We start from the raw sequence: 19540 nt of genomic DNA on the forward strand, positions 1-19540 counted from the left end.
GAATTTTGTCGCAGGCAAAGTGAAATTAGAGATTGATCATTTGAATTGGAGATTGTGTTGTAAATTTAGATGCGCTGCTTGGTTGCAAGACGTCAGCAAGTTTGTACTGATCGAGACTTTGATAAAACTGTTCTAAAGCTTGGTCTAAAATGCTTTTTAAACCACACTGACTGCGCAGTACGCAGGGTGGGTCATTGCATTCAACAATCTGGTGATTACCTTGCAAAATCCGTACGATTTGACCGAGCTGAGCGTCAAGTGCTTCAGGGTTTAGACGAATACCGCCACCTTTGCCGCGGCTGGTGATTAACCAGTTTTGTTTTGCCATAAAATGCACAATTTTCACCAAGTGATTACGCGAAACATGCAGGTCTTCTGCAATTTCAGCAATGTTATAAGGCACATCACGAGGGCGTGCGATATAGAGCAAAATGCGTAATGCATAATCGGTGAATTTATTGAGTTGCATGATAATACTGTGAGTCTGAGAGAAATAAATAAGGGCTAGTCTAGCATAACTAAACTAACCCTTTGTATTTCAGGTGAATAGCTTAGTTAGTGTTTTACACCACCAGTGCCGAAAGCTTCGCTGTGAATATTGCTAGCAGGAATACCACGAGCAATTAAAGCTTTCTGTTGTTCAGCCATAAATGGCATTGGACCGCAAAGGTAATAATCCGCATTGATCGGTAACAGTGCAGTATCCATGCTGCCTAAGTCTAGACGACCAGCAGCATCATAATCTTCACCTAACTTATCATTAGCATGAGGGAACTCATACGCTGTAAAGGTGCTAAGACGTGGGTATTTTGCTTCCAAATCCTGAATGTGTTTATGCATTGCATGCACTTGTTTGCTACGGCAGGCATGGATAAATGTTACAGGTTGTGGCATGTCTAAAGTCACCAACTGATTTAGCATCGCAATCATTGGTGTTAGACCTACACCACCACTGATAAAGACATTGCGTTTTTGTGAATCAATCAGGAAGAAATTACCTGTTGGTGCAGACACTTCGATTTCTGAACCGATCTCCAAGCCATGCAGTGTATTTGATACCCAACCTGGAACCAAGTCACCTTTCTGATCTTCACGTTTTACAGAGATACGTAAGTAGTTGTCTTGTGGGCTGGTCGACAGTGTATATTGACGTGGTTGTTTTAGACCCAGCTCATCGACCAATACACGTACAGAGATGTACTGACCTGCTTCATATTTTGGTAAATCACCACCATCAGAAGGCTCAAGGTAGAATGAGGTGATTTCATCACTTTCAGCCACTTTTTTCGCGATTTTGAAATTACGCCAACCTAACCAACTGCCTTTAGTTTGCTGATGTTGCTCATAAATCGCTTTTTCAGTGCTGATAAACAAGTCTGCCAATTGTCCATATGCTGCTGCCCAAGCTGCAATCAGTGGATCTTCCATTGAAATGCTTAATACTTCACTGATCGAGTGCAGCAAATTTTCGCCGACAATATTATAGTCTGGCGCTTGAATGTTAAGACTCACATGTTTATGCGCAATTAATTCTACAACTGGTAAAAGTACAGATGGGTCCTCAATATTTTCAGCATAAGCCAATACAGCACCCGCCAAGGCTTGTGCCTGAGCACCGCTGCGCTGATGTCCCATGTTAAAGGTTTCTTTGAGGTCAGGGTTATTGCCCAACATACGATTATAGAAGTAACCAGTCAGCGCGACACCATTTTCACGTAGAACAGGAACAGTAGCTTTTACTAGGTCAATTTGCTGCGGAGTCATAGCTGATCTCTCATGGCTGTTATTTATAAGATGTATTTAAAATACATTTTTAAATACATCCGCGCAATACATGTTTTAGTAAAAACCATAAAAAAATTATGGAATATAAAAAGATTCCATAAATTTGTACTTTTTAATTGGGCTTTTAGATTATTTCTTGCCGAAGATAGAACCTAAGAGGCCACGGATAATTTTCTGACCTGTCGACCCACCCAAGCTGCGTGCTGCACTTTTTGCAAAAGTTCCTACCGTGTCTTGAATCAGTTTTTCACGTTGTTTGGCTGAGCGCTCAGCTTCTTTTTGTTGTTCGCGTGTAAGGCGTTCTTGTTCACGCGCTTGCTGTTTAGCGAGTGCATCTGCTTCCTTGGCTTGTTGTTTGGCCAACGCTTCTTGTTCTTTGGCTTCTATTTTATCTTGTTCCGCTTGGACGGCTTGTTGTTGGCGCTCCGCCACTTTATTTTGTAAAAGTTCATAGGCACTTTCACGATCTGCTTCGGTGTCATACACACCTGCGACAACGCTATTTGCCATCAGAGCTTTGCGTTCTTCTACAGCAATTGGGCTAAATGAAGAGTAGGGTGGCATCACCCAAGCACGTTCAACAATTTGAGGTGTGCCTTGTTCATCTAGACAGCTAATCAGTGCTTCACCTACAGCCAGTTCCGTAATCACTTGATCGACTTTAAACGCAGGATTGGCTCGAAAAGTATCTGCTGCCGTCTTAACAGCTTTCTGATCTTTCGGGGTAAATGCACGTAGCGCATGCTGAACGCGGTTACCCAGTTGTCCTAAAACACTCTCAGGTAGGTCAAGTGGATTTTGCGTTACAAAGTAAATCCCGACGCCTTTAGAGCGAATTAGACGAACCACTTGTTCAATCTTTTCTTGTAAAGCAGGGCTGGCATTATCAAACAATAAATGCGCTTCATCAAAGAAGAACACCAGTTTGGGTTTATCCATATCTCCAACTTCGGGTAATTGTTCAAACAGTTCTGACAGCATCCAAAGTAAGAAAGTCGCATAGAGCTTAGGGGTATTCATTAACTTGTCGGCGGCGAGCAGGTTGATGTTGCCGCGACCTTGCGCATCCGTTTGAATGAAATCCATGATATTGAGTGCAGGCTCACCAAAGAACTTGTCACCGCCCTGATCTGCTAATGCGAGCAAATTACGTTGTATCGCACCTAAACTTGCAGGTGATAAATTGCCATATTCATTTTTAAATTCAGCTGCATGTTCACTGACGTAGCTAATCATGGCTTTTAAGTCTTTAAAGTCGATGAGCAATAAGCCCTGATCATCGGCAATACGAAAGACCGCAGATAACACGCCTTCTTGCGTGTCGTTTAAATTCAGAATTCGGGCAAGGAGAAGTGGACCAATTTCAGAAATGGTGGTGCGAATGGAATGTCCTTGTTCACCAAACAAATCCCAAAACACCACAGGGGAGGCAGCAAAAGGAATGCTCTCGATATTTAAACTTTTAATTCGTTCGTCAAACTTAGGATTGCTTTCACCTGCTTTGGCAAGGCTAGAAACATCCCCTTTGGCATCGGCTAAAAATACAGGTACACCCAGCCGAGAAAAACTTTCTGCCAACACCTTCAACGTCACCGTCTTACCAGTACCTGTGGCCCCAGCAATCAAACCATGGCGGTTTGCAAATTGTGAATGAAGCACCACATCTTGTGTGGTGTCTTGTGTTTTTTTGCCAATAATAATTGGTGTACCCATAGATGTTCCTGTATTTATTCGAGTTGCTGTTTATTTAAATGTTGTAGTGCGTTTTCTATATCTTGTATTAAATCTGCAGGATGTTCTAGTCCTATACAAAAGCGAACCAGTAAGCCGGCTTGAATATGTGAATGTTCGAGTACACGCATATCTTTTAAGTTATATAGCATGACTAAACTGACTGGGCCACCCCAGCTAAAACCAAGCTTAAAGAGTTTCAGCGCATCGCAAAAGCGGCGTACATCTTGCAAGCTATATTTTTCATTAAATACCACGCTGACCAAGCCGGCACTGTGTTGTTCTGTACAAATTTCTTTCCAATGCTGATGTCCTGCGGAAGCTTCATCAGCAGGATGTAAAACCTGTACAAAGGCTGGCTGCTGTTTTAGCCAATTTAATAAAGTTAAAGCACTTTGGGACTGGTGTTCATAGCGCAGGCGCATAGAAGCCAGACTGCGTTGTACTTGCGCGGCGTCATCACCAGAGATACAAATGCCTTGAATGGCATGCGCACGAAACAGTTTGTGATGAAGCTTTTTATCTCGTGTAATTACCGAGCCCATTAAAATATCGCCACCGCCACTTGGGTATTTGGTCAAGGCATGCACACTGATATCGACACCCAGATGCTCAGCACTAAAATCAAAAGCATTAAAGGCAAGTCCTGCGCCCCATGTATTGTCCAGTGCAGTGAGGATGTTTTGCGCTTGGGCTTTTTTGACCAAGCCGACTAAATTTGGAAACTCTAAAGTGACAGAACCTGCCGCTTCTAACCAGATAAGCTTGGCTTGCGCTGAAGGTGTGAATGAGTTGACATCAATCGGGTTATAAACCTTGACCACGATGCCATAGCGGGTTTCTAGATTGCGTAAATGTTCCATATTTGGGCCATAGATATTATCTGCGACCCAAACTTCATCCCCCTGACTTAAGAAACATGAATTGACCAAATTAATCGCAGATAAACCGCTTGGTGCGAGTAAGTGATACAAACCACCTTCAATCTGAGCAAGCTGATCCCCTAGAGTAAAGGTGGTAGGTGTGCCATGTGTGCCATAGCTATAGTCATAATCATCAGTCCAATGGCGATTAAATAGCGCATCTGTATTTTCGAAAATTATAGTGGATGCACGAAACAGGGGAGGTTGAACACTATTGATGTATTGCGGTGCCTTTCTTGGTGCATGAATGAGTTCAGTTTGAGGATTCTTTTTCACGTGGCGCTCTGAAATGATCAAAATAATAATGAATGTTCAAAAGAATACGACTAAAACGCATGGATTTACGATGCTTTTGTATAGAAAATTAAGTGAAAAGCAAAGTTGGCTTCATTCTTGCAAAACCGATATCAGAGCAACAACAATAGGTTTAGCGCATGAAGTCGCATTTAAAAGTACATTATTTTCAGCATATTGCTGGCGAAGGGTTCGGCAGTTGTTATGAATTTTTAAAACAGCATCAGGCCAAAATTACGGCCACAGAATTCTTTGCATTACCTGTCGATCAAACCTTGGATCTCGAGGCTTTGCCGCATGTTGAAGATGTCGATTTACTTATCATTATGGGTGGAACCATGAGCGTAAATGATGAGGCAAATTTCCCATGGTTAAAAATAGAAAAGCGTTGGCTGCGACGCTATTTAGCCCTCGGTAAACCCGCAATCGGGCTTTGCTTAGGTGGGCAATTGATTGCTAATGCTTTGGGTGGTGCGGTGAGTCGAAATGCACAACAAGAATTGGGTTGGACGACCATCCGTAAGGTCGCTAACGTACCGCATGACTGTTTCAAACTACCTGAAGAGTTTAAAGTCATGCAGTGGCATAGTGAAACATTTGAAATTCCCAAAGGAGCAGTATTACTGGCGGAAAATGATGCATGTCGTAATCAAATGTATCAAATCGGACAAAATGTTTTGGGCTTTCAATTTCATCCTGAAATTACTCCTGAAGTACTCGATTTATTTTTGGAAAATGATGAAGAAGTGGCATTTTTTTCAGGAACACATGTGCAGCCAGTACATGATCTACGGAAAAGCGCAAAAAACAAATTTATTGAGGGAAATCAAATACTAAACCAAGCAATAGAGTATGTATTAAGAAAAAATGCCTATTGATTAAAAGTTAAGCAATTGATCTTGCATAAAAAATGAAAAATATAAGAAAAACAGCAAAAGAGATTTGCTTATGCATTAAACAATAGCTATAATGGGCGACCCTTTGATGAAGGGGGTTAGCTACGAAAAAGTAGTTAACATCGTGACAGTCGCGGCATCGATCGTGACCTTAGTGATATTTCACTGCTCTTGACACTTGCCTCTTTTAAAAGTGGGGTGAGATGCGTCAAGGGTGATTCTTTATATATTTGGCTTGGAGTTAACTGGTATGTCTAACCAGAGAATTCGTATCCGTCTTAAGTCTTTTGATCACCGTCTAATTGATCAATCAGCTCAAGAAATCGTAGAAACAGCAAAACGTACTGGCGCACAAGTTTGTGGTCCAATCCCGATGCCTACACGTATCGAACGTTTTAACGTTTTAACATCACCACACGTTAACAAAGATGCGCGTGACCAATACGAGATCCGCACTTACAAACGTTTGATCGACATCGTTCAGCCTACAGATAAAACTGTTGATGCATTGATGAAGTTAGATCTTGCAGCTGGTGTTGATGTTCAGATCGCTTTGGGTTAAGGCTTTTGGTTAATTAACGCTCTAAGTTAATTAGGCCGCTTTTTTAGAGGTTTATGCACATGGCTATTGGTTTAGTCGGTCGCAAGTGCGGTATGACACGTATCTTTACAGATGCTGGTGTTTCTGTACCTGTAACAGTGATTGAGGTTGATCCTAACCGCATCACACAAATCAAAACGCTTGAAACTGATGGTTATCAAGCGATTCAAATCACTACTGGTGAACGTCGCGAATCTCGCGTAACTAACGCTCAGAAAGGTCACTTTGCGAAAGCTGGTGTAGCTGCTGGTCGTCTAGTTCAAGAATTTCGCGCTACAGAAGCTGATCTTGAAGGTCGTGAAGTTGGCGGAACTATCGGTGTAGATGTGTTTACAGTGGGTCAAATTGTTGACGTTACTGGTACATCTAAAGGTAAAGGTTTCCAAGGTGGTGTTAAGCGTTGGAACTTCCGTACTCAAGACGCTACACATGGTAACTCTGTATCTCACCGTGTTATCGGTTCTACAGGTCAAAACCAGACTCCTGGTCGCGTGTTCAAAGGCAAAAAAATGCCTGGTCATTTAGGTGCTGAACGTGTAACTACACAGGGTCTTGAAATCGTTGCTATCGACGCAGAACGTTCAGTTCTAGTTGTTAAAGGCGCGGTTCCTGGTGCTACTGGTGGCGACGTTACTGTTCGTCCTACTATCAAGGCCTGAGGGGAAATAACGTGAATTTAAATACTGTTTCCGGCTCTGCTGTTGAGTTATCTGAAGTTGCGTTTGGTCGTGATTTTAACGAAGCTCTTGTACACCAAGTTGTTACAGCTTACTTAGCTGGTGGTCGTCAAGGTTCTAAAGCGCAAAAATCACGTGCTGACGTTTCTGGCGGTGGTAAAAAACCTTTCCGTCAAAAAGGTACTGGCCGCGCTCGTGCTGGTTCTATTCGTAGCCCAATCTGGGTTGGCGGTGGTAAAACTTTTGCTGCTCGTCCACAAGACTGGTCTCAAAAAGTAAACCGTAAAATGTATCGCGGTGCTATGCAATGCATCCTGGCTGAGCTTGTTCGTCAAGATCGCCTTGTTTTAGTTGAAGAGATTGCTGTTGCAGCTCCAAAAACTAAAGAATTGCTTGCAAAACTTAACGACTTGAATGCACCTCGTGCATTAATCGTTACAGATGCTGTTGATGAGAACTTGTATCTTGCTGCTCGCAACATTCCACACGTTGATGTGGTTGATGCTGCTGCAATCGATCCTGTTAGCTTGATCGCGTTCGATAAAGTTGTTATGTCTGTTGCTGCTGCTAAGAAAATTGAGGTAGAACTCGGATGAACAACGAACGTATCTATCAAGTCCTACAAGGACCTGTATTCTCAGAAAAAGCACAAGTTTTAGGCGAAACTGCTGGTGTTCAAGTGTTCAAAGTTGCACTAGATGCAAACAAACTTGAGATCAAAAAAGCTGTTGAGCAACTATTTGGTGTTCAAGTTGTTAAAGTTAACACAACGATCACTAAAGGTAAGACTAAACGCTTTGGTAAAACATTAGGACGTCGTTCTGATGTTAAAAAAGCATACGTCACCCTGAAAGCTGGCCAAGATGTTGAAATGGCTGACTTGGGCGATACCGCTGAAAACGCAGCGGAATAAGGACGAAAATTATGCCGATTCAAAAATGTAAGCCAACGTCTCCAGGACGTCGCTTTGTAGAGAAAGTGGTTCATAACCACCTTCACAAAGGCGCGCCATATGCTCCGTTGGTTGAAGCTAAAAAACGTACTGGCGGTCGTAATAACAACGGTCACATTACAACTCGTCACGTTGGTGGTGGTCATAAACAGCACTACCGTATCGTAGACTTCAAACGTAACAAAGACAGCATCCCTGCTGTAGTTGAGCGTATTGAATACGATCCAAACCGTACAGCTCATATTGCTTTATTGAAATATGCTGACGGTGAACGTCGCTATATTATTGCACCTAAAGGCCTTCGCGCTGGTGATCAAGTTCAATCTGGTAACGATGCTCCAATCCGTCCAGGTAACTGCTTGCCACTTCGCAACATGCCTATCGGTTCTACTCTTCACAACATCGAGCTTAAAATCGGTAAAGGCGCACAATTAGTACGTTCTGCTGGTACATCTGCTCAATTGTTGGGTCGTGACGGTTCTTACGCTATCATTCGTCTTCGTTCAGGCGAAATGCGTAAAGTACACGTTGAATGCCGTGCTGTGTTAGGTGAAGTTTCTAACTCAGAAAGCAACCTTCGTTCACTTGGTAAAGCAGGTGCATCACGCTGGCGTGGCGTTCGTCCTACCGTACGTGGTATGGCGATGAACCCAGTAGACCATCCACATGGTGGTGGTGAAGGACGTAACAAAGGTATTCAACCTGTAAGTCCATGGGGTCAAAAAGCTAAAGGGTACAAAACACGTACCAACAAGCGTACGACTAAGATGATCATTCGCGACCGTCGCGTTAAGTAACAAGTAAAGGAATCTGACAATGCCTCGTTCTCTGAAAAAAGGCCCATTCGTCGATGCGCACTTGTTCGCTAAGGTTGAAGCGGCTATCGCGGCTAATAACCGTAAGCCGATCAAAACTTGGTCGCGTCGTTCGATGATCTTACCGGATTTTGTTGGTCTAACAATTTCTGTACACAATGGCCGTAACCATGTTCCAGTGATCGTATCTGAGCATATGGTTGGTCATAAATTAGGTGAATTCGCGCCAACTCGTACCTATCGTGGTCACGGTGTTGACAAGAAGTCTAAACGTTAATAGGTGCTATGATGGAAGTAACTGCTAAATTACGCGGTGCCGCTATCTCGGCACAAAAAGCACGTTTGGTTGCAGACCTAATTCGCGGCAAATCTGTTGCGCATGCTTTAAATATCTTAAACTTCAGCAACAAAAAAGCTGCAGTTTTAGTTAAAAAAGCATTGGAATCTGCGATTGCAAACGCTGAACACAATAACAGTTTAGATGTAGACGACCTTAAAGTTTCTACGATCTACGTTGATGAAGGCATGAGCCTGAAACGTATTTTGCCACGTGCTAAAGGCCGTGCAGATCGTATTACTAAGCGTACTTGTCACATTACCGTTAAGGTAGGGGTTTGATATGGGTCAGAAGGTTCATCCAATCGGTATCCGCCTAGGTGTTGTGAAACGTCATAACGCTAACTGGTATGCGAATCCGAAACAATATGCTGAATATTTGCTAAAAGATCTTCAAGTTCGTGAGTTTTTAACTAAAAAACTTAAGAATGCGATGGTAAGCAATATTCTTATCGAACGCCCTACAGGCGCAGCTAAAGTAACTATTAGCACTGCACGTCCTGGTATCGTGATCGGTAAAAAAGGCGAAGACATTGAGAAATTACAACGCGAATTAACAGCCATTATGGGTGTTCCTGCGCAAGTAAGTATCAACGAAATCGATCGCCCAGATTTAGACGCTCGTTTAGTTGCTGAAGCAATCGCTTCTCAATTAGAAAAACGTGTAATGTTCCGTCGTGCTATGAAGCGTGCGGTTCAAAACTCTATGCGTGCTGGTGCTAAAGGTATCAAAGTAGAAGTTTCAGGCCGTCTAGGTGGTGCTGAGATTGCTCGTACTGAATGGTATCGTGAAGGTCGTGTACCTCTTCATACTCTTCGTGCTGACATCGACTATGCTACTATGCGTGCTGAGACTACTTACGGTACGATCGGCGTTAAAGTGTGGATCTTCCGTGGTGAGATCTTGGGCGGCATGAAACAAGTCATGAACCCAGCTCCAGCTGAAGAACGTCCAGCTAAACGTGGCCGTGGTCGTGGTGAAGGTCAAGAGCGTCGTGGTCGTCGCAATGATCGTTCTGCTGAAAAAGGAGAATAATCCATGTTACAACCTAAACGTACTAAATTCCGTAAAGTGCAAAAAGGCCGTAACACTGGTCTAGCACATCGCGGTAGCTCAGTATCTTTTGGTACTATTGCACTTAAATCAGTTGAACGTGGTCAAATGACCGCACGTCAAATTGAAGCAGCGCGTCGTACAATCAGCCGTCGTATTAAACGTGGTGGTAAGATCTTTATCCGTGTTTTCCCAGACAAACCAATTACTGAAAAACCATTAGAAGTTCGTATGGGTAAAGGTAAAGGTTCTGTGGAATACTGGGTTTGCCAAATCAAACCAGGTAAAGTCTTGTACGAAATTGATGGTGTTAACGAAGAACTTGCTCGCGAAGCGTTTACGCTTGCTGCTGCAAAACTTCCGTTTAAAACCACTATCGTGACTCGGACGGTAATGTAATGAAAACTAATGATCTACGTGAAAAGTCGGTAGAAGAGTTGACAGCTTTGCTTGATGAGCAACAGCTTAACCAATTCCGTCTTCGTATGGCGAAAGCAACTGGTCAATTGGGTAAATCGCACGAAGTTGCGCTTACTCGTAAGACAATTGCTCGTATTAAGACCCTCCTTACCGAAAAACAGGGGAACGGACAATGAGTGAACAAACAGTTCGCACGTTAACCGGTAAAGTAGTTAGCGACAAGATGGACAAGTCTATCGTTGTTCTTATCGAACGCCGCGTTCAACACCCGTTGTATGGCAAATCAATACGCCGTTCAACTAAATTACACGCTCATGATGAAAACAATGTTGCTAAAGTTGGCGACGTAGTAAGCATCAAAGAAAGCCGCCCAATTTCTAAAACTAAGTCTTGGACTTTAGTTGAAGTTGTTGAAGCTGCTGCTGAGTAATTAAACGTTCTTGCATCATCGGTCAATTTCGAGTACTCTTTGAGCCTTTCGAAATTGCGACCGGTGATGCTCGGTTTTGGAGTAGGGCAATGATTCAAACCGAAAGTATGCTCGACGTAGCAGACAACAGTGGTGCTCGCCGCGTACAATGTATTAAAGTACTTGGTGGTTCACATCGTCGTTATGCTTCTGTTGGCGACATTATTAAAGTTACTGTAAAAGAAGCTATTCCACGCGCACGTGTTAAAAAAGGTGACGTGATGAATGCTGTAGTTGTACGTACAAAATTCGGCATCCGTCGTGCAGATGGTTCAGTTATTCGTTTCGACGATAACGCAGCTGTTATTTTGAACAACAACAAAGCGCCGATTGCAACTCGTATTTTCGGACCAGTGACTCGTGAACTTCGTACTGAACAGTTCATGAAAATTATTTCATTGGCTCCTGAAGTTCTATAAGAGGCACTCATGGCTAAGATTAAAAAGGGCGATCAAGTAATTGTGATCGCAGGTAAAGAAAAAGGCAAACAAGGTACTGTTTTGTCTGTTTCAAATGACCGTGTTAAGGTTGAAGGCCTTAACTTGGTAACGAAGCATCAAAAGCCTAACCGAGCTACTGGCGCTGAAGGCGGCATCGTAACTCAAGAAGCTGAGCTTCATATCTCTAACGTGGCAATTTTTAATGCTACAACCCAAAAGGCTGACCGTGTTGGTTACCAAGTGATTGAAGGCGTGAAAACTCGCGTATTCAAATCTAATGGTGAATCAGTGGCGGTAGCGAAGTAATAGGTTGACTAGGCAATGGCCAGACTTAAAACGCGTTACAACGACGAACTTAAGGCTCAATTAAAAGAAACATTGGGCGTTAAGAATGTGATGGATATTCCTCGCATTACAAAAATCACCATCAACATGGGTGTTGGTGCTGCATCAGCTGACAAGAAATTGTTAGATGGCGCTCTTTCTGATATGCAAGCAATTGCTGGTCAAAAACCAGTACTTACTTTAGCTCGTAAATCTATCGCTGGTTTCAAAATCCGTGATGGTTGGCCGATCGGCTGTAAAGTTACTTTACGCGGCGAACGTATGTACGAATTCTTAGACCGTTTGATCTCTATCGCGATCCCTCGTATCCGTGACTTCCGTGGTTTCTCTGCGAAATCATTCGATGGTCGTGGTAACTACTCAATGGGTCTTAAGGAACAAATCATGTTCCCTGAAATCGATTTTGATAAGATTGATCGTATTCGTGGTATGGACATTACCATCACTACGACTGCTCGCACCGATGACGAAGGCCGTGCGCTTATGCGTGCATTCGGCTTCCCGTTCAAATAAGAGGTCGATATGGCTAAGAAAGGTATGATTAATCGCGAATTGAAACGCGAAGCTACTGTTGCTAAATACGCTGCGAAACGTGCTGAATTAAAAGCAATTATCGCAAACGTAAATGCATCAGACGAAGAACGTTTCGAAGCGATGATGAAATTTCAAGCATTACCACGTAATGCGTCTCCAGTACGTCTACGTAACCGTTGTGGTTTAACTGGTCGTCCTCATGGTTACTTCCGTAAGTTCGGTTTAAGCCGTAACAAATTACGTGAAACAGTAATGCAAGGTGATGTACCGGGCGTTGTTAAGGCAAGCTGGTAAGGAGCACTATAAATGAGTATGCAAGATACCGTTGCCGACATGCTAACACGTGTTCGTAACGCACAAATGGCAAAGAAACAAACTGTTTCTATGCCAAACTCAAAGTTGAAAGTTGCGATTGCTAACGTACTTCAACAAGAAGGTTATATCGCTGATGTAGCTGTTGCTGACAATGAAGGCAAAGCAACTTTAACGATTACTTTAAAATATTTCGAAGGCAAACCAGTTATCGATACTGTGAAACGCGTAAGCCGTCCTGGTCTACGTCAATATCGCGGTAAAGATGCACTTCCTAGCGTTAAGCAAGGTTTAGGTATTGCAATTGTTTCTACAAGCAAAGGCATCATGACTGATCGCGCTGCACGTGCTGCAGGTATCGGTGGTGAAGTTATTGCTTTTGTTTCTTAATAGGTGATTCCTCATGTCTCGTGTGGCTAAAGCCCCAGTAACTGTACCTAACGGTGTTACAGTTACTCAGAACGGCCGGCAGGTCGAAGTGAAAGGCAGCAAAGGTACATTGTCTTTCAACCTGCATGCGCTGGTCGAGCTAAAACAGGAAGACGGTACTCTAGTTATTGCTCCTAAAGCTGAATCTAAAGATGCTTGGATGCAAGCTGGTACTGCTCGCGCTGTGCTTAACAACCTTGTAAAAGGTGTTAACGAAGGTTTCGAACGTAAGTTACAGCTTATCGGTGTTGGTTATAAAGCTGCGGTTAAAGGTAACATTGTTAACCTTAACCTTGGTTTCTCTCACCCGATCGACTACAACCTTCCTGAAGGTGTAACTGCAGAAACTCCTACTGCAACTGAAATTGTACTTAAATCAGCTGATAAAGCTAAATTAGGTCAAGTTGCTGCAGAAATCCGTGGTTACCGTCCGCCAGAGCCTTATAAAGGTAAAGGTGTTCGTTATTCTGACGAAGTTGTACTTCGTAAAGAAGCTAAGAAGAAATAAGGCGCGAGGTTCTTATGAACGAAAAGAAACAATCCCGTTTGCGTCGTGCGAAAAGCACACGCTTGCACATCCGTGCATTGGGTGCGACTCGTTTGTGTGTAAACCGCACTCCGCGTCACATCTATGCTCAAGTTATCTCTGCAGATGGTGGCAAAGTATTAGCGCAAGCTTCTACTTTAGACGTTACTCTACGTGCTGGTACTACTGGTAACGTTGAATCGGCTCAGAAAGTTGGTGCTTTAATTGCAGAACGTGCTAAAGCGGCTGGTGTAACTAAAGTTGCATTTGACCGTTCTGGTTTCAAATATCATGGTCGTATCAAAGCCTTGGCTGATGCTGCTCGTGAAAACGGCTTGGAGTTCTAATCATGGCTAAAGTTGAACAAAACGAAGGTCTTGTTGAAAAGCTGGTTGCCGTTGATCGTGTAGCCAAAGTTGTTAAGGGTGGTCGTATCTTCTCTTTCACAGCATTAACTGTTGTGGGTGATGGTAATGGTCGCGTAGGTTTTGGTCGTGGTAAAGCACGTGAAGTTCCAGCTGCTATTTCTAAAGCACTTGAAGCTGCTCGTCGCAACATGATTACTGTTGACCTTGTTGACGGTACTGTTCAGCACCCTATCAATGCTCGTCACGGTGCAAGCCGCGTTTACATGCAACCTGCTTCTGAAGGTACTGGTGTAATTGCTGGTGGCGCTATGCGTGCAGTTTTAGAAGCTGTAGGTGTACGTAACGTATTAACTAAGTGTTATGGTTCTACTAACGCTGCTAACGTAGTAAACGCAACTTTTAACGGTTTGCGTGATATGACTTCTCCTGAGAAAGTTGCTGCGAAACGTGGTTTATCAGTAGCACAAATTCAAGGGTAATCAATCATGAAAACGATTAAAGTTACCCAGACTAAATCTTCATCGCACCGCTTGAAAAATCACAAGCTTAGCCTTAAAGGTTTAGGTCTGCGTCGTATTGGTCATACAGTTGAAGTGCAAGATACGCCTTCTAACCGTGGTATGATCAACCAAGTTTACTATATGGTTAGTGTAGAGGAATAAGCCATGACTCTGCGTTTAAATACAATTGCACCTGCAGAAGGTGCTAAGCGTGACAACCTTCGTTTAGGCCGTGGTATCGGTTCTGGCGTTGGTAAGACTGGTGGCCGTGGTGTCAAAGGTCAAAACTCACGTAAGAGCGGTGGTACACGTCCTGGTTTCGAAGGTGGTCAAACTGCGTTATATCGTCGTTTACCTAAATTCGGTTTCACTAGCCAAATGGCTTTGAAAACTGCTGAAGTACGTTTATCAGAACTTGCTAAAGTTGAAGGCGACATCGTGTCTCTTGAGACTTTAAAAGCTGCTAACGTTGTACGTAAAGATATGTTACGTGCACGTATCGTACTTTCTGGTGAAATTACTCGTGCGTTCACTGTTCAAGGTGTTGCATTGACTAAAGGCGCTAAAGCTGCTGTTGAAGCTGCTGGCGGTAAAGTCGAGGAGTAATCCCCAGTGTCTATGACTCCTAGTTCGACAGGTCATGTTAACATGATGAAAGGCCAACCTTTTCATGTGAAATATCGTGAAATTATTCGCCGTATGATGTTCCTCATCGGGGCGTTGTTGGTTTTTCGACTGGGAGCACATATTCCAGTACCGGGCATTAACAATGCCGCACTAGAGAATCTGTTTAATGCAAACCAAGGTACGATCCTTGGTTTGTTTAACATGTTCTCAGGTGGTGCATTAGAGCGTATGTCAATTCTTGCTCTTGGGATTATGCCGTATATCTCTGCATCGATTATCGTGCAGTTAATGTCTACGGTTGTTCCTTCGCTGGAAGCTTTAAAGAAAGAAGGCGAACAAGGTAAGCGTAAGATCAATCAATATACGCGACAAGGCACATTGTTTCTTGCACTTGTGCAAGCCGTTGGGATGTGTGCAGGTCTGATTAGTCAAAATATTACTTTGACTAGTGGACTTGCTTTTTACGTTCCTGCTGTAACTTCTTTGGTTGCAGGTACAATGTTCCTGATGTGGTTAGGTGAGCAAATTACTGAGCGTGGAGTAGGGAATGGTATTTCCATGATTATCTTCGCAGGTATCGTTGCTGGTTTGCCGAACTTGGTTCTGCAATCTTTAACCTCAGTAGATAATGGCCAATCAAGTTTAATTGGTCTTGCAATCTTTGCATTGCTTTCTGTTGCAGTGTTAGCAGCAATTGTGTTTATTGAGAAGGCGCAGCGTCGTATTCCGGTAAACTATGCTCAAAAACAACAAGGTCGTCGTGTATTTACCGCTCAGCAAACGCATTTGCCATTAAAAATTAATATGGCAGGTGTGATTCCTGCAATTTTTGCGAGTTCATTGCTATTGTTCCCAGCGAGCTTAGGTCAATGGGTTGGCAGTGCAGATCCAAATGCTGGTGTGATTAAACGTGGCCTACAAGATTTGGCACTCGTATTGTCGCCGGGTCAACCGATGTATTTGGTGCTATTTGGTGCATTAATTATCTTCTTCTGTTACTTCTATACTGCGCTAGTATTTAGCCCGAAAGAAGTGTCAGAGAATTTAAAACGTAGTGGTGCTTATGTACCGGGTATTCGTCCTGGTGAGCAAACTGCACGCTATTTAGATCATATTTTGAATCGTTTGACTTTTATTGGCGCGGTTTATATCACAATCATCTGTTTAATGCCGATGATTCTACAAAGCTCATTTGGTATTCCATTTAGCTTAGGTGGTACGTCTTTACTGATCGTAGTGGTGGTGGTGATGGACTTTATGGCTCAGCTCCAAGCTCATCTCACATCGCATCAATATGACAATCAATCGTTAATGCGTAAAACGACTGCTCATCCGAAAGGATAAGCGCACTTAGAGGTTTCATTATGAAAGTTCAAGCTTCTGTAAAGAAAATTTGTGGTAGCTGTAAAGTTATCCGTCGTAATGGGGTTATTCGCGTAATTTGCAGCGCAGAACCTCGTCATAAGCAGCGTCAAGGTTAATCTGATCAAGACCTGTTGATTTCAGTAGGCTAATTAGGTTATTATCCGCCCCTCAAAGATTTTGTCGGGCGGTTGATTATCTTAACTGCCTTTTTGGAGAAAATTGAATGGCTCGTATTGCCGGTGTAAACATTCCGGATAACAAGCATGCTGTTATCTCTCTAACGTACATTTTTGGTATTGGTCGCCACACTGCAAAAGCTATCTTAGCTGCTGCTGGTATTGCACCAACAACTAAAATTCGTGAATTAGATGACGCTCAGCTTGATGCGATTCGTGCAGAAGTTACTAAGGTTCCTACCGAAGGTGATTTACGTCGCGAAATTTCCATGAACATTAAACGTTTAATGGATTTAGGCTGCTACCGCGGTCTTCGTCATCGTCGCAGCTTGCCTGTCCGTGGTCAACGCACCAAAACTAACGCACGTACCCGTAAAGGTCCGCGCAAACCTATTAAGAAATAAGATTTCTGGAAGCTAAAAGATGGCTAAAGATACTCGCACACGCAAGAAGGTCACTCGTACCGTCTCTGAAGGTGTTGCACACATTCACGCTTCTTTTAATAACACCATTGTGACTATTACCGATCGTCAAGGTAATGCACTGGCTTGGGCTACCTCTGGTGGACAAGGCTTCCGTGGATCACGTAAATCAACTCCGTTTGCTGCTCAGGTAGCTGCTGAAGTTGCTGGTAAAGCTGCTTTAGATTACGGTTTGAAAAACTTGGACGTCCTTGTAAAAGGTCCTGGTCCAGGTCGTGAATCTGCGGTTCGTGCTTTAGGTGCAGTGGGTTATAAAATTAACAGCATTACCGATGTGACGCCAATCCCGCACAACGGTTGCCGTCCACCTAAAAAACGTCGCGTGTAAGGAGAAACATTCATGGCTCGTTATATTGGTCCAAAATGCAAACTCTCTCGCCGCGAAGGGACAGACCTGCAATTAAAATCTGGCGTTAAACCATTTGACGTCAAAACAAAAAAAGCTGCTAAAGCACCTGGCCAACATGGTGGCGCTCGTGGCGGCAAACAATCTGAGTACTCACTACAATTACGTGAAAAACAAAAAGTACGTCGTATGTACGGTGTTTTAGAGCGTCAATTTAGTAACTACTACAAAGAAGCTGCTCGTGTTAAAGGCGCAACAGGTGAAAACTTGTTGAAACTTCTTGAAAGCCGTCTAGATAACGTTGTTTATCGCATGGGTTTTGGTTCTACACGTGCAGAAGCTCGTCAGCTTGTATCTCACCGTTCAATCACTTTAAATGGTCGTCGTGTTAACATCGCGTCTATCCAAGTTAAAGCTGGTGACGTTGTTGCAGTTCACGAAGGCGCTAAACAACAATTGCGTATCAAAAACGCAGTTGAGTTAGCGACTCAACGTGGCATTCCATCTTGGATTGAAATTGATCATTCTAAATTGGAAGGTACGTTCAAAGCTGCACCAGATCGCTCTGATTTACCTGCTGAAATCAACGAAAGCTTGATTGTAGAATTGTATTCTAAATAATCCTTGAGGTAGCAATAATGACGCGTACTGCAAATGAGTTTCTAACTCCGCAAGCGATTAAGGTCGAAGCGGCAAGCGGGACCTCGGCAAAAGTTATTCTAGAACCATTAGAGCGTGGCTTTGGTCATACTCTTGGTAATGCTTTACGTCGTATCCTTTTGTCTTCTTTACCTGGCGCAGCCGTGGTTGAAGTAGAGATTGAAGGTGTCGAGCACGAGTACAGTACTTTGGAAGGCTTGCAGCAGGACATCGTCGAGCTCTTGCTGAACCTAAAAGGATTGTCTATTAAGCTGTTCGATCAAAATGAAGCTTATCTGACATTGGAAAAACAAGGTCCTGGCGACGTTACAGCCGCTGACCTTCGTTTACCACACAATGTTGAAGTGGTTAACCCTGAACATTTGATCGGTACTTTAAGTGCTTCTGGCTCATTAAAAATGCGCCTGAAAGTTTCTCAAGGTCGTGGTTATGAGACTTCTGATTCACGCTTCCCTGAGGGTGAAACTCGCCCAGTGGGTCGTTTGCAATTAGATGCTTCTTACAGCCCAATCAAACGTGTGTCTTACACAGTGGAAAACGCTCGTGTAGAACAACGTACTGACCTTGATAAATTGATCATTGATCTTGAAACCAACGGTACTGTTGATCCTGAAGAAGCTATCCGCAAAGCGGCAACAATCTTGCAACAACAAATTGCAATTTTTGTTGATCTTCAGAAAGATCAAGCACCAGTTGCTCAAGAGCCTCGTGAAGAAGTTGATCCGATTTTGCTTCGTCCAGTAGATGATCTAGAGCTTACTGTTCGTTCTGCTAACTGTTTGAAAGCAGAAAATATTTACTACATTGGCGATCTTGTTCAACGTACTGAAGTTGAGTTGCTTAAAACTCCTAACTTAGGTAAAAAATCGTTGACTGAGATTAAAGATGTTCTGGCATCGAAAGGCTTGCAATTGGGCATGCGTTTAGAGAACTGGCCACCGGCTAGCCTCCGCATGGACGATCGCTTTGCTTATCGTAGCCGTTAATTAAGTAGGACTATCACCATGCGTCATCGTAATAGTGGTGTGAAATTAGGCCGTACAAGCAGTCATCGTAAAGCGATGTTCCAAAACATGGCTAATTCTTTGTTCGAACACGAGTTAATTAAAACTACTGTTCCTAAAGCAAAAGAATTGCGTCGTGTTGCTGAGCCTTTAATCACTTTAGCTAAAGTCGATTCTGTAGCAAACCGCCGTTTAGCGTTTGCTCGTACTCGTTCAGCTGCAACTGTTGGTAAATTATTTACCGTTCTTGGCCCTCGTTACAAAGAACGTAACGGCGGTTATCTACGTGTTCTTAAAGCGGGCTTCCGTGCAGGTGATGCTGCACCGATGGCTTACGTTGAGCTAGTAGATCGCGAAGTTAACTAATTTCGTGAAGAGCAGCGTACGTTGTTCTAAAAAAGGTCGGTTTTTAACCGACCTTTTTTAATGCCTGCAGTTTTGTGGTGGCTATATATTGTTAGACAATAATTCAA

At 43.2% G+C, this 19540-nt stretch carries 33 protein-coding genes; 29 read left to right on the forward strand and 4 right to left on the reverse strand.

Features of this window, described 5'->3' with window-relative positions:
- Positions 1-25: 25 nt before the first annotated feature.
- From FTV03_RS00565 to FTV03_RS00580, 4 genes are all read right to left on the reverse strand, one after another.
- On the reverse strand, positions 26-469 hold the full coding sequence (locus FTV03_RS00565) for an Rrf2 family transcriptional regulator (RefSeq protein ID WP_078189285.1): 444 nt from the start codon (positions 467-469) through the stop codon (positions 26-28).
- An 86-nt stretch (positions 470-555) separates the two neighbouring features.
- Entirely contained in the window at positions 556-1764 is a 1209-nt protein-coding gene (gene hmpA / locus FTV03_RS00570; RefSeq protein WP_078192460.1) for an NO-inducible flavohemoprotein, read from the reverse strand.
- Positions 1765-1914: 150 nt separating this feature from the next.
- A complete protein-coding gene (locus FTV03_RS00575; RefSeq protein WP_180039476.1) occupies positions 1915-3498 on the reverse strand; it encodes a helicase HerA-like domain-containing protein in 1584 nt (527 codons plus the stop codon).
- Positions 3499-3512: 14 nt separating this feature from the next.
- Complete coding sequence (locus tag FTV03_RS00580; protein ID WP_180039478.1) at positions 3513-4715, reverse strand: PLP-dependent transferase; 1203 nt, start codon at positions 4713-4715, stop codon at positions 3513-3515.
- A gap of 158 nt (positions 4716-4873) precedes the next feature.
- Between FTV03_RS00580 and FTV03_RS00585 the strand changes: the two genes are divergently transcribed.
- The 29 genes from FTV03_RS00585 to rplQ all read left to right on the forward strand — a co-directional run bounded on the left by FTV03_RS00585 (position 4874) and on the right by rplQ (position 19433).
- The gene (locus FTV03_RS00585; RefSeq protein WP_180039480.1) at positions 4874-5611 is read left to right on the forward strand and encodes a type 1 glutamine amidotransferase; all 738 of its coding nucleotides are present in this window, start codon (positions 4874-4876) and stop codon (positions 5609-5611) included.
- A gap of 268 nt (positions 5612-5879) precedes the next feature.
- Complete coding sequence (gene rpsJ, locus FTV03_RS00590; protein WP_000070912.1) at positions 5880-6191, forward strand: 30S ribosomal protein S10; 312 nt, start codon at positions 5880-5882, stop codon at positions 6189-6191.
- A gap of 59 nt (positions 6192-6250) precedes the next feature.
- The gene (gene rplC, locus FTV03_RS00595) at positions 6251-6889 is read left to right on the forward strand and encodes a 50S ribosomal protein L3 (RefSeq protein WP_078189280.1); all 639 of its coding nucleotides are present in this window, start codon (positions 6251-6253) and stop codon (positions 6887-6889) included.
- 11 nt (positions 6890-6900) lie between these two features.
- Positions 6901-7503, forward strand: a complete 603-nt coding sequence (gene rplD / locus FTV03_RS00600) for a 50S ribosomal protein L4 (protein WP_078189279.1) — start codon at positions 6901-6903, stop codon at positions 7501-7503.
- Positions 7500-7820, forward strand: a complete 321-nt coding sequence (gene rplW, locus FTV03_RS00605; protein WP_005012992.1) for a 50S ribosomal protein L23 — start codon at positions 7500-7502, stop codon at positions 7818-7820. The genes rplD and rplW overlap by 4 nt, the downstream gene beginning before the upstream one ends.
- 11 nt (positions 7821-7831) lie before the next feature.
- On the forward strand, positions 7832-8656 hold the full coding sequence (gene rplB, locus FTV03_RS00610; protein WP_078189278.1) for a 50S ribosomal protein L2: 825 nt from the start codon (positions 7832-7834) through the stop codon (positions 8654-8656).
- 19 nt (positions 8657-8675) lie between these two features.
- Positions 8676-8951, forward strand: a complete 276-nt coding sequence (gene rpsS, locus FTV03_RS00615; RefSeq protein WP_004281508.1) for a 30S ribosomal protein S19 — start codon at positions 8676-8678, stop codon at positions 8949-8951.
- An 11-nt stretch (positions 8952-8962) separates the two neighbouring features.
- A complete protein-coding gene (rplV, locus tag FTV03_RS00620) occupies positions 8963-9292 on the forward strand; it encodes a 50S ribosomal protein L22 (protein ID WP_035265103.1) in 330 nt (109 codons plus the stop codon).
- A 1-nt stretch (position 9293) separates the two neighbouring features.
- Positions 9294-10046 carry a 30S ribosomal protein S3 gene (gene rpsC / locus FTV03_RS00625; protein ID WP_078189277.1) on the forward strand — a complete coding sequence of 251 codons (753 nt, stop codon included), beginning with the start codon at positions 9294-9296 and terminating at the stop codon, positions 10044-10046.
- A 3-nt stretch (positions 10047-10049) separates the two neighbouring features.
- Positions 10050-10463: a 50S ribosomal protein L16 gene (rplP, locus tag FTV03_RS00630; RefSeq protein ID WP_068909575.1), complete on the forward strand. Its 414-nt coding sequence runs from the start codon at positions 10050-10052 to the stop codon at positions 10461-10463.
- Positions 10463-10660, forward strand: coding sequence for a 50S ribosomal protein L29 (gene rpmC, locus FTV03_RS00635; protein WP_005012982.1), 198 nt, complete (start codon positions 10463-10465; stop codon positions 10658-10660). Before rplP ends, rpmC begins: the two co-directional genes overlap by 1 nt.
- A complete protein-coding gene (gene rpsQ, locus FTV03_RS00640) occupies positions 10657-10914 on the forward strand; it encodes a 30S ribosomal protein S17 (protein WP_078189275.1) in 258 nt (85 codons plus the stop codon). Before rpmC ends, rpsQ begins: the two co-directional genes overlap by 4 nt.
- 89 nt (positions 10915-11003) lie before the next feature.
- Positions 11004-11372, forward strand: a complete 369-nt coding sequence (gene rplN / locus FTV03_RS00645) for a 50S ribosomal protein L14 (protein ID WP_005012978.1) — start codon at positions 11004-11006, stop codon at positions 11370-11372.
- A 9-nt stretch (positions 11373-11381) separates the two neighbouring features.
- Positions 11382-11699 carry a 50S ribosomal protein L24 gene (gene rplX, locus FTV03_RS00650; RefSeq protein WP_078189274.1) on the forward strand — a complete coding sequence of 106 codons (318 nt, stop codon included), beginning with the start codon at positions 11382-11384 and terminating at the stop codon, positions 11697-11699.
- 15 nt (positions 11700-11714) lie between these two features.
- Complete coding sequence (rplE, locus tag FTV03_RS00655; RefSeq protein ID WP_067762907.1) at positions 11715-12251, forward strand: 50S ribosomal protein L5; 537 nt, start codon at positions 11715-11717, stop codon at positions 12249-12251.
- Positions 12252-12260: 9 nt separating this feature from the next.
- Positions 12261-12566, forward strand: coding sequence for a 30S ribosomal protein S14 (rpsN, locus tag FTV03_RS00660; RefSeq protein WP_067762906.1), 306 nt, complete (start codon positions 12261-12263; stop codon positions 12564-12566).
- A gap of 12 nt (positions 12567-12578) precedes the next feature.
- Entirely contained in the window at positions 12579-12974 is a 396-nt protein-coding gene (gene rpsH, locus FTV03_RS00665; RefSeq protein WP_078189273.1) for a 30S ribosomal protein S8, read from the forward strand.
- Between the two features lie 13 nt (positions 12975-12987).
- Positions 12988-13521, forward strand: a complete 534-nt coding sequence (rplF, locus tag FTV03_RS00670; protein WP_078189272.1) for a 50S ribosomal protein L6 — start codon at positions 12988-12990, stop codon at positions 13519-13521.
- A gap of 14 nt (positions 13522-13535) precedes the next feature.
- Positions 13536-13886: a 50S ribosomal protein L18 gene (gene rplR, locus FTV03_RS00675; protein WP_180039482.1), complete on the forward strand. Its 351-nt coding sequence runs from the start codon at positions 13536-13538 to the stop codon at positions 13884-13886.
- A 2-nt stretch (positions 13887-13888) separates the two neighbouring features.
- Positions 13889-14386 (forward strand): 30S ribosomal protein S5, encoded by a 498-nt coding sequence (rpsE, locus tag FTV03_RS00680; RefSeq protein WP_067762902.1) that lies wholly within the window; start codon positions 13889-13891, stop codon positions 14384-14386.
- Positions 14387-14392: 6 nt separating this feature from the next.
- On the forward strand, positions 14393-14569 hold the full coding sequence (rpmD, locus tag FTV03_RS00685; protein WP_005012961.1) for a 50S ribosomal protein L30: 177 nt from the start codon (positions 14393-14395) through the stop codon (positions 14567-14569).
- A gap of 3 nt (positions 14570-14572) precedes the next feature.
- A complete protein-coding gene (gene rplO, locus FTV03_RS00690) occupies positions 14573-15013 on the forward strand; it encodes a 50S ribosomal protein L15 (protein WP_078189271.1) in 441 nt (146 codons plus the stop codon).
- A gap of 45 nt (positions 15014-15058) precedes the next feature.
- Entirely contained in the window at positions 15059-16378 is a 1320-nt protein-coding gene (gene secY / locus FTV03_RS00695; RefSeq protein ID WP_171263746.1) for a preprotein translocase subunit SecY, read from the forward strand.
- 20 nt (positions 16379-16398) lie between these two features.
- A complete protein-coding gene (gene rpmJ, locus FTV03_RS00700) occupies positions 16399-16515 on the forward strand; it encodes a 50S ribosomal protein L36 (protein WP_000867907.1) in 117 nt (38 codons plus the stop codon).
- Between the two features lie 107 nt (positions 16516-16622).
- Positions 16623-16979, forward strand: coding sequence for a 30S ribosomal protein S13 (gene rpsM / locus FTV03_RS00705; RefSeq protein WP_078189269.1), 357 nt, complete (start codon positions 16623-16625; stop codon positions 16977-16979).
- A 19-nt stretch (positions 16980-16998) separates the two neighbouring features.
- Entirely contained in the window at positions 16999-17385 is a 387-nt protein-coding gene (gene rpsK, locus FTV03_RS00710) for a 30S ribosomal protein S11 (RefSeq protein ID WP_001040166.1), read from the forward strand.
- Positions 17386-17397: 12 nt separating this feature from the next.
- The gene (rpsD, locus tag FTV03_RS00715; RefSeq protein ID WP_078192454.1) at positions 17398-18024 is read left to right on the forward strand and encodes a 30S ribosomal protein S4; all 627 of its coding nucleotides are present in this window, start codon (positions 17398-17400) and stop codon (positions 18022-18024) included.
- Positions 18025-18041: 17 nt separating this feature from the next.
- Positions 18042-19049, forward strand: a complete 1008-nt coding sequence (locus tag FTV03_RS00720; protein ID WP_004650465.1) for a DNA-directed RNA polymerase subunit alpha — start codon at positions 18042-18044, stop codon at positions 19047-19049.
- An 18-nt stretch (positions 19050-19067) separates the two neighbouring features.
- Entirely contained in the window at positions 19068-19433 is a 366-nt protein-coding gene (gene rplQ / locus FTV03_RS00725) for a 50S ribosomal protein L17 (protein WP_005012953.1), read from the forward strand.
- Positions 19434-19540: the final 107 nt, after the last annotated feature.

The organism is Acinetobacter sp. YH12218 (genome assembly GCF_013417925.1).
GTDB classification, from domain to species: Bacteria; Pseudomonadota; Gammaproteobacteria; order Pseudomonadales; family Moraxellaceae; genus Acinetobacter; species Acinetobacter amyesii.